Annotated in this window: 10 protein-coding genes; 2 read left to right on the forward strand and 8 right to left on the reverse strand. The window is 34.4% G+C overall.

Translation table 11 applies throughout. The features are described 5' to 3' along the window. Positions 1-14: 14 nt before the first annotated feature. From O4O04_RS06495 to O4O04_RS06525, 7 genes are all read right to left on the reverse strand, one after another. A complete protein-coding gene (locus O4O04_RS06495; RefSeq protein WP_272534952.1) occupies positions 15-3,302 on the reverse strand; it encodes an efflux RND transporter permease subunit in 3,288 nt (1,095 codons plus the stop codon). Positions 3,303-3,304: 2 nt separating this feature from the next. After that, entirely contained in the window at positions 3,305-4,369 is a 1,065-nt protein-coding gene (locus tag O4O04_RS06500; RefSeq protein ID WP_272534953.1) for a heavy metal-binding domain-containing protein, read from the reverse strand. Further along, a complete protein-coding gene (locus tag O4O04_RS06505) occupies positions 4,366-5,691 on the reverse strand; it encodes a TolC family protein (protein ID WP_272534954.1) in 1,326 nt (441 codons plus the stop codon). Before O4O04_RS06505 ends, O4O04_RS06500 begins: the two co-directional genes overlap by 4 nt. 51 nt (positions 5,692-5,742) lie before the next feature. After that, positions 5,743-6,198, reverse strand: coding sequence for a hypothetical protein (locus tag O4O04_RS06510; protein WP_272534956.1), 456 nt, complete (start codon positions 6,196-6,198; stop codon positions 5,743-5,745). Between the two features lie 112 nt (positions 6,199-6,310). Then, a complete protein-coding gene (locus O4O04_RS06515) occupies positions 6,311-8,119 on the reverse strand; it encodes a sensor histidine kinase (RefSeq protein ID WP_272534958.1) in 1,809 nt (602 codons plus the stop codon). Between the two features lie 127 nt (positions 8,120-8,246). Next, the gene (gene purL / locus O4O04_RS06520; RefSeq protein WP_272534959.1) at positions 8,247-10,475 is read right to left on the reverse strand and encodes a phosphoribosylformylglycinamidine synthase subunit PurL; all 2,229 of its coding nucleotides are present in this window, start codon (positions 10,473-10,475) and stop codon (positions 8,247-8,249) included. Positions 10,476-10,493: 18 nt separating this feature from the next. Next, positions 10,494-10,982 carry a flavin reductase family protein gene (locus tag O4O04_RS06525; RefSeq protein ID WP_272534960.1) on the reverse strand — a complete coding sequence of 163 codons (489 nt, stop codon included), beginning with the start codon at positions 10,980-10,982 and terminating at the stop codon, positions 10,494-10,496. A 342-nt stretch (positions 10,983-11,324) separates the two neighbouring features. On the opposite strand from O4O04_RS06525, the gene O4O04_RS06530 reads away from it, so the two are divergent. Next, positions 11,325-11,699 carry a Fur family transcriptional regulator gene (locus O4O04_RS06530; RefSeq protein ID WP_272534961.1) on the forward strand — a complete coding sequence of 125 codons (375 nt, stop codon included), beginning with the start codon at positions 11,325-11,327 and terminating at the stop codon, positions 11,697-11,699. Positions 11,700-11,810: 111 nt separating this feature from the next. Here the strand turns inward: O4O04_RS06530 and O4O04_RS06535 are convergent, their stop codons facing one another. Then, on the reverse strand, positions 11,811-13,379 hold the full coding sequence (locus tag O4O04_RS06535) for a hypothetical protein (RefSeq protein WP_272534962.1): 1,569 nt from the start codon (positions 13,377-13,379) through the stop codon (positions 11,811-11,813). A gap of 162 nt (positions 13,380-13,541) precedes the next feature. Between O4O04_RS06535 and O4O04_RS06540 the strand changes: the two genes are divergently transcribed. Beyond that, the gene (locus tag O4O04_RS06540) at positions 13,542-14,657 is read left to right on the forward strand and encodes an SGNH/GDSL hydrolase family protein (protein ID WP_272534963.1); all 1,116 of its coding nucleotides are present in this window, start codon (positions 13,542-13,544) and stop codon (positions 14,655-14,657) included. Positions 14,658-14,681: the final 24 nt, after the last annotated feature.

Genomic DNA, 14,681 nt, shown 5'->3' on the forward strand with positions numbered 1-14,681 from the left:
TATATTCGAATTTACTAATTGGACTGATGATTGCCAAATAGAATCTTTTTATGCCAAAGGTAGTATATTGCAGGATATATTAAGAGCTCCAAGAAGAAACTAGAAAAAATTCCTCCGACCAAAGGAGCGGCAATCCTTTTCATCATATCTGATCCTGGACCAATTGACCACATGATTGGCAGTAGACCCAAGAAAGCAGATAGAACTGTCATAATCTTTGGTCGAATTCTTTTTACTGCTCCGTGATGAATCGCCGATTTTAAATCATCAACATTGTTAAGAGATTTATTCTTTTTGAATTCTTCAAGAGATAGATCCAAATACATCAGCATGAAAACTCCAGTCTCTGCATCGAGTCCAATCAATGCGATCATTCCAACTAAGACTGCAACAGACCATTGATAACCGAGAAACCAAATTAAGAAGACTGCACCAACGAGAGAGAAGGGCACAGCTAAGAAAACGATTCCTGTTTTTACTATGGATCCAGTATTCTTATACAAAAGAAAAAGAATCAATAAAATAGTGAAGGGAACAATGATCATCAATCTTTTTCTAACTCGAATTATACTCTCAGATTGACCGCTCCATTCCAAAAAAACGGATTCGGGTAAGCTTATATTTTCTGTTATCAATGCTTTTAAGTCTGTTACCAAGCCGTCTATGTCATTCACATTTGTATCGATATAAACATAACCTGCAATGAATCCATTGTCGTTTCGAATCATCGCAGCTCCTTTCCTAGTCTGAATAGATGCTACATCACCAAGTGGAATATGGCCATTGTTAGATGATGGAATTAAAATTGTTTCCAATTTTCTCGGACTATCACGGTAAACATATGGGTATCGAATATTTACACTGAAACGATTTCGTCCTTCAACGCTCTCAGTGATGGTCTCTCCACCAATTGCTGATGAAATAATTTCTTGCAAAGTTTTTAGACTTATTCCATACCGAGCCATCTGAATGCGATTTGGAATGATATCAATATAATTACCTCCGAGTGTTCGTTCTGCAAAAACAGATCTTATCTCTCTATGAGTAACTAAAAGATTTTGAATTTCTTGACCTACTAGATCTATATTCTCAATATTATCTCCTAATATCTTGATTCCAATTGGAGTTCTAAATCCAGTATTCAACATATCAATTCTTGCTCGTATTGGCATAGTCCAAGCATTGGATACGCCAGGAAAATCCAATTCTGCATTGAGTAAGCTTACCAATTCTTCTTGGCTTATCTTTGTCGGCATAAATAATCCAATGAATTTTGGTATAAAATTCGGTAAACTATCACAAATGAACTTCGGAAATGGTTGGATCGTATCACAATTTGGAGTGCGGTCTCTCCATTCTTGAACTGGTTTTAAAATGATGATAGTTTCAAACATTGTTAAAGGAGAAGGATCTGTTGCGGTATCTGCTCTACCTGCTTTGCCGAGAACCTTCTCAACTTCAGGGAATGCAATAATTCTACGATCCATTTCCATAAGTAAACTCTCAGCATTTGCGGCTGTAAGACCTGGCAATGTTGTAGGCATATAGAGAATATTTCCTTCGTATAAAGGTGGCATAAATTCAGTTCCAATCTTCGAAGCAAGAGGTATTGTTAATAGTATAATACCGAGTGAAGATGCTATTATCGCTTTTGGTCTTTTTAAAACCTGATCTATGATAGGTGAATAGAATTTCAAAAGTCTTTTTGTAATTGGATGGTCTTCTTCCGGTCTATATTTACCTATCAGTACTGTATTTGCAAATTTACTCAACAGTTTAGATCTGAAGTGAAATGGATCGATACGAGAAAAGCTCATTCGAATAACAGGATCTACTGTTATTGCAAGAACTGCTGCAATAAACATCGTTATGTTTTTACTCCAAGCGAGAGGAATAAACATTTTACCTTCTTGGTTTTCTAAGGCAAAAATTGGAATAAAGGCAACTGCTATCACAAGAAGAGAAAAGAATACAGATGGTCCCACTTCAAGAAGAGCATCCAAGCGTATCTTTTCAAATTTTTCAATTCTTCCGTTGCGATCCCAATCTTCTATTTTCCTATATGCATTTTCTACTTCTACAATTGATCCATCCACTAAGACTCCAATTGATATTGCAATACCAGCAAGTGTCATGAGATTGGATCCAATTCCAAAAAAATGCAATGGAATAAAAGCAAATAGAATCGCGAGTGGAATGGTGATAACAGGAACAATTGCCGATGGGAAATGCCAGAGAAAAATAATGATTATAATCGATACAATTATAATCTCTTCTATCAATTTGAAAAAAATAGAATCAATTGTCTCACGAATAAAAATGGATCGATCATAGATCGGAACAATTTCGATACCTTTAGGAAGTTGATCTGCTATTAAAGATATTTTTTCTTTGATTGAGTCTATAACTTCAAGTGCATTTTCGTTATTTCTCATCACAATGATTCCGCCGGTTACTTCTCCTTTACCATTGTAATCTGTGATTCCACGTCTAAACTCTGGTCCGAATCGCACTTCCGCAACATTCTTAAGATAAACTGGGGTTCCGTTATTATTTAACTTAACTACGATATTTTCTAAATCTTGAAGACTCTTGATATAACCATAACCTTGAACCATAAATTCAATTCCCGAAACTTCCAATAGCCTTCCACTTACTTCATTATTACTTTCCCTTACTATTTCTATAATATCTTTCATGCTGATATTGTAATAGATGAGTTGGTTTGGATCGACTCGGATTTGGTATTGTTTTCTATAACCTCCGACAGAGGCGACCTCGGATACTCCCTGTACAGACTGCAATAAAAATTTCAATTTAAAATCTTGTATGGATCGCATTTCATCTAATGAAAGTTTGCTTGTTGTATCATGGATAATGTATTGATATATCCAACCTACACCCGTTGCATCAGGACCAATACTTGTATCTACATCTTTTGGTAGTTTAGATTGAATGGAGGAAAGATATTCTAGAACTCTAGATCTAGCCCAATATAAATCTGTATCCTCTTCAAAGATCACATATACAAAGGAAGAACCATAGTCTGTAATTCCTCGAACTGTTTTTACTTTAGGGGTGCCAAGCATGGCAGAAATAATTGGATAGGTAACTTGATCTTCAATGATTGATGGATTCCTATCCCACTTTGAGTAGATAATTACTTGTTTCTCTGACAAATCAGGAATGACATCGATGGGAATGTTTTTGATAGAAAAAATAGAGAGAACAATCAAGAAAAAAGTTATTATCAAAACATTCCATTTATGATCAACGGAAAATCGTATTATGGATTGGATCATAATTACTTTCCTCCTTCTAATGAATGATTGGAATGATCCATCGGATTTATAGGTATCGAATCTGGCTTCTTGCTTGTATTCGTTTCCTTTCGATAATTCATTTTCGATTCTGAATCAAGGAAGAATGTTGCTCCCGTTGCTATTTCGTCGCCTTCTGCGAGACCAGAGATCACTTCCGTGTATTCGTTAGCAACTAGTCCTGTTTTTATTACTTCTGGTATAAAGTCGTAATCACTAATTTTCTTATAAACGATAGAATCCGTTCCGTTATTTATAATTGCATCATTGGGGACAACCAAACGAATTCCATATTCAACTGGGATATGTATTTTAATAAACATACCCGGATGAAGCAATTGTTTTGGATCATTTACAAATGACCAACCCTTTGCTGTTCTAGATTCATTCGCAATTAATTTAAATATTCCATTCACTTTTCCAGAAATTGATTCAGTATCAGATTCATCCTCAATAAATATATTTGAGCCGATTTTGATTTTATTTATATCTCGTTCATATATTTGATAGAAGATTAAAACTTTATTTTTGGATCTTCCTGTAAGTAGGATGCTTGGATCTTGGGATGTCCAGAATTTCAATTCAGCATCATTGATTCCAAGTTTCATTAATTTGATTTTTGCTGATTGAGCGAGTGTTGCAAGATCGGATCCTGCTTTTCTGGATTCACGGTATTCTACTAAGGCTGAATACAATTCAGGATCATAGGCTACTTGACCTGGAAAAGTGAATTCGTTTTTTAATATATCTTTTACAACTTTTTGTGTTTTGACTCCGATCGATCTTTGTTTCTCAAGAGGAATGTGAATTTTTTGCGAAGATTCGTTATCATCGAAATCTTCACCAAGAATATTATCATTCAATTCATCCCTTTTTGAATTTTCATTAATTACCAAATTCATTCCGCAGATTGGACAAGTTCCAGGTTCGTCTGAATGGTAGTCAGTATGCATTGGACAGAAATAATCTTCTTTTGTTTTGTTGCTGCAATCTAAGAAAATTAGAATGAACGATAATAATAAAATTTTAAGTAGTATATTCTTAATCATAATAAGCTCCGAAGTGAATCAGCCGCTTCCAGTATCCCTGTGAGTGCTAAATATTTTTTTCTAACTGTATTTGTTCTATCCGCCATCGCTTCGAATTCTTGTATTCGAAAGCCTATAGCAGTCCCTATATCACCTTGACTTGCAGAGTAACTTGCCTGATAGGAAGAGTAAGATCCTCTCAGTCCTGTGATCAATTTCTTATCATAAAATTCTAGCTGCTTTGATTGATTATTGAACTCATTTAAGCTGAGCTTTAGAATATTATGAATTCTTTTTCTTTTGGTCTCGGCGATGCTTTGACTTTTCTGATAGTTAGCCATTGAAGCATTATTCAGATCCTTCTGTTTTGCAAGAGACCAGACAGGGATTCTAAAACTCACTCCAAAGCTTATCAAGTCACCTCTGTATTCTTGAGGATAGATTTCATTCATTGCTGGATCGGTTGGATTGAATTCTGGCAAACGATTGATATTTCTTTTCAGATAGGATAGAAAAATTTCCATATCTGGATAGTGTCGAATTCCATCAAGTTCCTGACTTAGTTTAGAAACATTTACTTCAGATTGGCTCAATCTAATGTCAGGACTCCGTTCGGCTAGATTGTTAATATCAGATTCTATTGTAGAGCTTAACTCATTATATAAATTATCTAACACGCCGTACAAATTGATCTGATTGATTTCTAGATATATTGACTTATCATTCGATTTGTAATATTCGATAGCATCTTTGGACTTATCGAGTTCAGTCTTGATTTCTAAGATTTTCTTTTCGGAAGATAGAGATTCATTTCGAACTTTAAGAAATTCTTTTTTATTATCCGAACTCTTAAGAATATTTTCTAATGTTTTGTATAGATTGTGAATTTTGATTCTTAGATTGTATTCTTCTTGTAGGTTTTTCTGATTGATCCATTCACGAATAAATGAAGCAACGAATTGATTCTCTACAACTTGCATATAGATTTGAAAAGATTCCGATTTTCGCAGAGCCAGTCTACTTTCTGCATCAAGCTTTCCAGGATATGGAATTTCTTGACTGATACTAAACTCTTGTCCACTCATCATGGGCGAATCTCTTTGATTTCTTGGTGTTGCAGTGAATCCGTCTCTTCTCGGCATATTTACGAGTGCGTAGCCAATTTTAGGATCGGGATAGACATCCGCATGGTTAGATTCGAACCTTAAGCTAATGAGCTCATTTCGAATAGATTCAAGTTCAGGATGTCCAGTTAAGAGTGCCTGCAAATTGGATCTATCATCTGCAGATAAACTCGTTGAAAAGATATAAATAAATAATATAATATAATAAAAATGCTGCATACAGCCTCCAAAAATAATAAGACCAAAAGAATTGGATTATTAATTTAGAAACTATATAATTAGGTGAGTTGTGGAGACAGTGTATAGAGTAGTTAATTTCGGATGAATACTGTATTGGAACTTCTTATATAGAATGGTGTTACTGGTTTCTATCCGTCTATCATTCGAAAATGGATGCAATTCAGGAAAAAATTTTATAAATTGGATATTTTTTGTAACATCTAAGTTCTCAAATGTGAATCCAAGTCTTTCTTGGTCACAACTGCAATCGTGTGTTGAACGAGACCCAGTTTTACTTTTCGTTTCTTTAGATTGGTGGCATGGCATGGATGACGCCTTTTCTGCGTTCTGGTTTGTAGCCGTCCCCATTGAAAGGTAATTATCGAGTCTCGTGCCTATTTTAGAATTCGCATTCTCAATTGTGCATATATATCCCGCATTCATGAGAATTTTGCAATTTCCCAAGGCTAAGATTATACATAGAGCAATCGAAGCGATTTTTTTCATAATTTATACTCTATAGACGAATTCCAAAATTGAAAAGATTTTAAATACTATAATTTGTATTCTTTTATTTCGGAAATAGTAAAATTTTCAGAAGATTTCGACTAGAATAGATTTAGCTCCCATCGTAAGGAATGCTTATCGTAATTTCTGTACCTTTTCCTAATTTGGATTCTACATGGATTCTTCCATTGTGTTTATCTATAAATTCTTTCGAAAGTATGAGTCCAAGTCCTGTGCTTGGTTCACCCTCTGTGCCTGGGTTACTTGTTTTTTCATTAATTAAGAAGAGTTTTGGAATCAATTTTTCATCCATTCCGACACCCGTATCTGTAATTTTGATTTCTATAAAAGAATTATTTGTATTTAAATCTTTTCTAATACAAGTAGATTCATTATTGCTTTTTACAAAACTCTGAATTGTAACACTCCCGAAACGGTTGGTGTATTTGAGTGAATTAGAAATAATATTTCTAAGAACAGAAAGTATCATTTTCTTATCTACTAGAATATTAATACCTTCTGGCACTTCGTTAACGATGTTGATCGATTTGGAAGTGTAGACTAATTCTAATGAATACAGACTTTCTTGGATGAGTGAATTTAGATCAACTTTTTCTCGTTTTAGATTTCGATTGCTATTTTGTATTGTTGCCCATTCTAGAAGATTCTCAAGCAATTCATAAAGATTCACTGATGCCTTACGCATTCCTAATACCATATCTTTGATCTCATCTACATTCAATTCATCAATTTCATTGGCTAGGATTTGAGTGAGTCCGAGGAATCCGTTGAAGGGAGAGCGTAAATCGTGAGCGATAATTGAAAAGAATTTATCCTTTTCTTGATTGAGTTTCTCAAGTTCTAAATTTTGGTCCCGAATTCTCTCTTCCGCTAGTTTAGCGTCCGTTATATTTCGAATTGTAACTATTTTTCCTAACAAGGAGTTATTCCGAATATTATAAAAGCTTTGAGTTTCAATCTGATACCAGATTATTGTATGATTCTTTGTTCGACTGAAATCGAGTGATGTATCCACTAAGTTCATATTTATCGTATCAATAATTTCTTCCCAGTCTTCCAGTAATTCTGTGACTTGTCTTCCAATACAATCTCTCATTTCTGGGATCATTTTCGAAATAGATTGATTGAAATCTATCACTCTTCCTTCTGTATCAATGACAAACATTCCTTCTGCCATTTGATCGAAGAGTAAAGCTCTTGCTTGCGGAACCAGGTCAAATAGATTATAATAATTTAATCCGATATACATTACGATTAGATTAAGCGTTAACGCAAATGGTACGGCATCAACGCCATAAGGTAAAATTCCAACCATCGGAACAATAAATGCAATAAAAGGAAAAATTAAACCTAATGTAAGAAGGATATGTTGATTTCTAAATTGGCGTGGAGATTGAATGAGAAGTTGAACAAATATTAAAAAAGCTCCTATCATCATAATTGCATCATAAACTTGATGAATTAGATAAAAAATATTTGGTTCAAATGAAAAGAATGGGAAAGATCCAAGTTCATCCATTTTAGCATCAGTATAGAAGAGATTATGGAATTCATTACTCCAATTGAAAATTATCGCAATAGTGGGTTCCAAAAATAAAACGAGAATTATTAGATTTGGAATTTTTTTAATTCTTCCTGAATAGCTGAGAGCAAAAAGAAAAAATAATAGAGAAATATAACTAAGAGTTAGAAATTCAATTTTATAGAATAGTATTGCCCACTCAAGTCGAGTGGTCGATATTTCCAAAGCATAGAAAAAACTATACCATGCTATAAAAAATAGTGTAATTGAAAAATAAATATGCCCATTGAATTTTTTGTTTTCTTTGACCAGCCGAGCTATAATTATCATAGCTAGACTTGAGAGAAAAAGTGGTATCGAATATATATTGAAGAACAAAATAAATAATTTCCAATAATCTTTCTAGGTCAAATCCCAGATTATCGTTTTATTCTCATCGTTGCAAGTTTTAAATATTGAATGAGCATAGCACTAAATATTATAAAACATTCGCTAGAATATCGCTTTATTCAAAAACACTATTCAATCCTTCTTTCCATTCTTTCTCGAGTTCATCTATTGAAAGTTCTAAATCCCATGACTTTAGGATCAATTTGCGTTCATCAATAGTTTCTCCAAGTTTCAGAAAATCCAAATTGAGAGCATTGAGTGAATTAGATATTTCCATTTCATTTTCTTCATTGTATCCAATGATTACCGAGGCTGATGTCTCGCCGAAGAATACAACGTCTTTTCGATTATGAGAAGGTAGATTGGTAATTTGAATTCCAGTTTTGGATTCGAATGCAATTTTGATCAAGGCTATTCCTAATCCACCTAGGGAAATATCTTTTGCCGATTGCAATAATCCTGATTGATTGCTTTCGTATAACCAAAAAATTAAATCTTTTTCTTCTTGGAGATGCAGTTCAGGAATTTCTCCTTTTACCATATCATGGAACAAAGAAAGATATTCTGATCCGCCTAAAGTAGGTCTAAATTTACCAACTAATGCAAGTTTAGTGCTTTTGGCTTTAGGGGCAGAGCGTAAAGCTTTCGAGACATCCGGTATATAGCCAACAATTCCAATTGTTGGAGTTGGGTAGACTGGTCCTTCCGGCGATTCGTTATAAAAGGATACGTTTCCACCAGTAACAGGAAGTCCGAGAAATCTGCAGGCATCTCCTAGTCCTCGAACACATTCAGAAAATACGTAGTAGTTTTCTGGAATATAAGGATTGCCGAAGTTCAAATTGTTCGTTACGCCATAAGGATCAGCTCCGGTAACGGCAACGTTTCTTGCCGACTCGCATACTGCCCAGATTGCTCCTTTATAAGGATCTAAATAAGTATATCTGGAATTGCAATCTGTAGATACACCGATTCCTTTTTTGGTTCCTGGGATTCTTACAAGTCCTCCGTCAGTTCCGGGTGGAATCACTTTTACAAGTCCCACTTCCTGATCATATTGTTTATAGAGAGGAAGTCTTGAGGATATATTCCATGAAGATAGAAAAGTTTCAAGTATGGATTCTAGTTTTTTTGTTTCTAAGTCAGGTAAACTATTTATTTCTAAATTTTTTACTTCATCTAGATAGCCAGGTCTTTTCACTGCTCTCTCATATCGAGGTGCGCCACCACCAAGTACAAGGGATGCTGCTGGTATATCTGCTTTGATTTTGCCATCTTTTCTTATGATGAGCCGATCCCCTTCAGTTACTTTTCCTATTTCTACAATATTGAGTTCCCATTTCTCGAAGATCGCAATCAATTTCTCTTCTTTGCCTGGTTTGGCAACAACTAACATCCGTTCTTGGCTCTCAGATAGCATTGCCTCATAAGCATTCATGCCGGTTTCACGGAAGGGAACTAGATCTAAATTGATATCCATTCCAGTTTTGCCTTTTGCACTCATCTCAGAAGTTGCACAAGATATTCCTGCAGCTCCCATATCTTGAATTCCTATCAACACATCACTGTTAATTGCTTCAAGACTTGCCTCCATAAGAAGCTTTTCCATAAATGGATCACCGACTTGAACGGCAGAGCGTTTTTCCTCTGTTTCTTTAGTGAGGTCTTGTGATGCAAAAGATGCGCCATGAATTCCATCTCGTCCTGTAGTTGCGCCAACAATAAACACTTTAGCACCGATTACTCCACCGGTAGTCGCGCTTGCAGTTTTGGCGACCTCTGCAATTCCTACAGTCATTGCATTGACGAGAGGATTCTTTGTAAAAGATTTATCAATAAATAATTCACCACCGCCTACGGCAATTCCTAATGAGTTGCCATAATCACCAATCCCTTTGACAGCTCTTGATAATAAATATCGATTTCTATCTTCCGATGGTGGCCCGAAGCGAAGAGAATTTAAAGATACGATAGGTCTTGCTCCCATTGTAAAAATATCTCGCATAATTCCACCAACACCCGTTGCTGCACCTTGATAGGGTTCAACTGCAGTTGGATGATTATGGCTTTCAATTTTGAAAACAACTGCCAAGCCATCACCGATGTCCATTGCGCCCGCGTTTTCTTCTCCGGCTTGAGCGAGAAGTTTGTCCGACTCAGTTGGAAGAGTTTTGAGCTTGAGTATAGAGTTTTTATAGGAACAATGCTCAGACCACATAGCGGAAAAAATTCCTAACTCTGTAGAATTGGGAACTCGTCCAAGAATCTTTTTTATATTTTCAAATTCTTCTTCAGTAAGTCCATGACTCTTGACATCTTGTAAGTCAATTGTATCTTTTTCCATTTAGTAAATAATTCCTTTTTATAATTCTTTCAAAGTTCTATAATTTCTATTGTAGTAGAGAAGGGGGTTGTGATCTTCTTGGACTATTGTTGATTCTACTTTACCAATCACAATTCGATGATCACCCGATTCCACCATGGAATCAAGTGAGCAATCGATAATAGCCTGACATCCAGGAATATGTGGCGCACCAGAAATTCCATGCCCGGAGCTTAGAGATTTAAGAAAATCGATCCGTGAATCATCAGGGCGTGCGAACATATTCGAGAGTTCAACTTGGTCATGTCCGAGAATATGAACAGAAAAACCCTTGGACTCTTGGATTGCGATCTTTGCTGGACTTGAATCATTGAGACAAAAAAGAACCAATGGTGGAGTGAGTGAAAGTGAAGTAAACGAACTCACTGTGATTCCTGATAGAATTCCCTGATTTTTGTAGGTTACAATCGTAACTCCAGATGCGAATTTAGATAGTGCTTTTTTGAACTCATCTTGTGAAAATCCCATGCAGTTTCCCTGTTTTCCTCTCAAAACCTGATAATTCCATGATTGAAAACCTATACATTCTTCGCAAATACTTACCCAGGATGCCTATCAGGGTTTTTATGACTCATTTGATGACTCCAAAGTGATTTTTATTCCATTTAAAAATCTAAATATTTGTAAAAAGACCCAACCGTATATTCTGTCCCAAATCTTAAAATTTTTAAAATCCTCATCAATACACCATATATTCATAATTAGAATAAGAATTGATAAAAATCAATATATTCGAGCAATTTTAAAATCGATATAAACTTGACCGACTCTGTCTACTAGGTGATGACAAGTACATCACACGGAGTAAACATGAAGACATTAACTAAGCATAGAGAATTGATTTACAACGATCTACAAATAAGAAGAGATCATCCTACAGCCAAAATGGTTTTTGATACTGCTAAGAACAATGTATCCAAAATTAGTTTCGCAACTGTTTATAATTCTCTTGAATATCTCGTCAACCAAGGGATGTTAAAAAAGGTAAACATAAATTCTGATTCCGCAAGGTATGATGCGGTTCTAGAACCACATTCCCATTTAATCTGCCAAACCTGCGGATCAATCAAAGACATTCCCGCGATGCAACTTGCAGATATGTCACCGATTCAATCTGAGGATTTTCAAATCAGTGATGTCATAGTTAATATAATAGGATATTGTAAAAACTGTGATAATAAATAGTAAATATTCATAAAAAATGTTCTAATACAAGTTGTGCTCGTGTAACAAATATTTTGTATAAATATAGAATTTTCCTTGGGTTGGATATTGGCAAAGAAAAGTCATAAGATTTTATTTTTCAATATAATATACAACCCAAGGAAGCTCTGAATTATCAATGGAGATTCTTTTATCGAAACGAAATGAACAATCTTCGGTGTCACATATTTTTGCAAAATGATCTTTAGGATCTTGGTTGTAAACCATATCAACCACAGCGATTTTTGACCAATTTTTCTTAGTTGCGGCATTATATAAAATCTTCATGTCTTTATTGTCTCGCAATAAAAAATAATTATTTCTATCCTTGAAAAGATTAATAAAGCAAAAAGAAATATCAGGATTTGTAAAAACAATTGTATCATAATCTATGGATTGAATCTGAGATTTAATCTTGTTTTGTAAATTTGACAATTGTTTCAATTCAGTATAAGTAAAAATCAAATTAATAGATCCTATGAATAGAATCGAAGCCATTATTAAGTATCGAAAAGACTTCTTTAAATATATTAAATAATGATTGCAGATCAAAATTAGAAAAGGAAGAAAAACGAAAAAATATCTCGGTGTATTGTGCCCGCCATGATTGGGACTCAGGAAAAAAACCAATAGAATAAACACTAGAAGAATGAAAGGGAAGTTGAATTTTGAAATGAACCATGAATGCTTTTGCAAATTTCTATATTCTAATTCCACTTCATTGAATTTTGCGTCCTGATTTGGTTTTGCTTTCAATGGATTTGTTGATTTATGTTTTGCTTTGTTTCTAAATACTATCCAAATCAAACTTGCAAGAGAAAGGATTAGGAAAAGCGTAAAGATTGGAAGTTTGTAAAAAACCAAAAATAAAAGTGATTTCTGCAATTCTAGATCGAAATGGAATAAAATGTTTTTTTCAATTCGTAGACCAAAAATACTATTATAGATTGCCCATTGAGTTCCACCGACGATCGCTAACCCAATAGAGAATGCTAGGAGGAATTGAAGTTTCGATGATTTTGAAATCTTTTGTGAACGCGTATGTTTCAGGAATAATAATGGAAGGAATCCAACAAAAATGGCTTCCGGTCGGAAGAGAACGATCAGTCCTGAGATCAGACCAGAAGTTAAATATTTATTTCTATATAATAGAAATAGTCCCGCAGACTGAAGGAAAAATACCAGAATGGTTTCATGGAGAAGAAATATATAAATTGATATCTGAGATCCAAAAATAGTCAGAATAGTTATTCCGATCCGTGGCTTCATTTTTTGGAGCAATAAAATAGACCCAATAAATAGAGTTAGCTGTAAAAATTTATAAAAATAATTAAAATATTCGCCATACAAAAATGAATAGAGAAATGGCAGAATCGGTGGAAAAACAGACATTGGTTGATTATTTACCATGTGGAAGAAATGATCCGGTAATGGAAAAAGCCTAAACTCAGGATCCATGTCATTGGCTGAGTAAGAAAAGTAGAGTCCTTGAGAGAAGTCTTTTGAAAAGAAAGTATAAGATTGCCATTCGAGAATAGCAAAATCAGAAAACGGAATGTCCTGAGCAGTCAATAAAATGATTACTAAAGGTAGAAGACCTAATAAAATTAAGCAACTAACGAAATGCATCTTATGGGAAATAAAGAGTTGGAATATTTTCATATAAAATCTACGTGATAACTAAGTATTTTACAGGGAACAATGGTAGATCGTCTGTCATCAAGTAAATAAAGAACTGACTTACAAGAATTGATAATTTTAATGGAAACTGCGAATCGTTTATTTTGAAAAAACATTCATAAAACACTAACTATGATTCACTATTTGCAATTATTAAAAAAATCTGTTCTTATTATATTCATTCTGTTCTTATTGGCATTGGGCGTCACTCACTTATATGAATTTTTCTATTATAAAGAAATTGAATCAACATCTCACTTTATATTGCCACCCAATGTATTGATTCCCATTTATTCTGAAGAGGGCAATCACAATATTAAAGTTCATAAATTAGGAATTAGAAGTGAGAGCGATGAATATTCAGAATGCAATAATTTAATTCTTGGCGATTCTCAATCTTTCGGATACGGGATTCCCAGTAAAAGATTGTTCACGAGTATAATCGAGAACGAACTTAAGGAAAGATCAATTATTCATAAATGTTTATTTCTCAATGCATCAATACCTGGATTTACAATCGAAAATCAAATATCTTTGTATTTAAATATTATCAAATATACTAAAACGAAGAATGTCATTCTTTTCGTTTATGCGAACGATATTTATGAAACTGGCAAAACAATCGACTTTGGAATTTATGAGAGTAAGAATCGACTTTGGTTTTTTATGGCGAACATTTTTACAAATGAAATGGGTTACTCAATATTGAGAGCTAAGTATTTTGAGTCTTACAATTCGCAATTTAGAAATATATTTCAATCTAAAGATCCGATTGAAGAAACCTCTCGGCTTCAAGTAAACGCGTCTTCGGATTTAGAGATTAATGAGAGCTTAAGAATAATTTATGCGAATGAACCGAGGTATTTTGCAAAACAATTGAATACTAGATCTGATGCTCGGACGGAATATCAGCGTTGGAGGAAATTATTTCTTAGTTTTCATTCCTACCTCAAAGATCAAGGTATTCCTCTCAAAGTGGTATACATTCCGTCCGAAGTCGAGTATGACCCTAATCGCTTGGCAATCTACAAAAAGATTGGGTTTACAGTTGAGGATCGTTGGCTATATGAGAAATCGGATTTGCTCGAAGATCTCGAGATACTTATGCGAGAAGAGAATATTCCTTTTCTCAATCTTAAGAACAAAATGTATCTTAGATCTGATCTGTTGCAGACTGGTGACATCCACTTGAATTCGCAGGCACATAGAATTATTGCTAATTCTATACTGGATTACAATTCATCATTTCTTGATTTTTAGCTGCAATCCTTTCTTGCACGATAT

It is taken from the genome of Leptospira sp. GIMC2001, assembly GCF_028462125.1.
Taxonomy (GTDB): Bacteria; Spirochaetota; Leptospiria; order Leptospirales; family Leptospiraceae.

Bases quoted from the DNA above. Each gene is read 5' to 3' on its own strand.
- O4O04_RS06510 (WP_272534956.1), bottom strand. From the start codon at position 6,198: ATGAAAAAAATCGCTTCGATTGCTCTATGTATAATCTTAGCCTTGGGA.
- O4O04_RS06495 (WP_272534952.1), bottom strand. From the start codon at position 3,302: ATGATCCAATCCATAATACGATTTTCCGTTGATCATAAATGGAATGTT.
- purL (WP_272534959.1), bottom strand. From the start codon at position 10,475: ATGGAAAAAGATACAATTGACTTACAAGATGTCAAGAGTCATGGACTT.
- O4O04_RS06525 (WP_272534960.1), bottom strand. From the start codon at position 10,982: ATGGGATTTTCACAAGATGAGTTCAAAAAAGCACTATCTAAATTCGCA.
- O4O04_RS06500 (WP_272534953.1), bottom strand. From the start codon at position 4,369: ATGATTAAGAATATACTACTTAAAATTTTATTATTATCGTTCATTCTA.
- O4O04_RS06530 (WP_272534961.1), top strand. From the start codon at position 11,325: ATGAAGACATTAACTAAGCATAGAGAATTGATTTACAACGATCTACAA.
- O4O04_RS06505 (WP_272534954.1), bottom strand. From the start codon at position 5,691: ATGCAGCATTTTTATTATATTATATTATTTATTTATATCTTTTCAACG.
- O4O04_RS06535 (WP_272534962.1), bottom strand. From the start codon at position 13,379: ATGAAAATATTCCAACTCTTTATTTCCCATAAGATGCATTTCGTTAGT.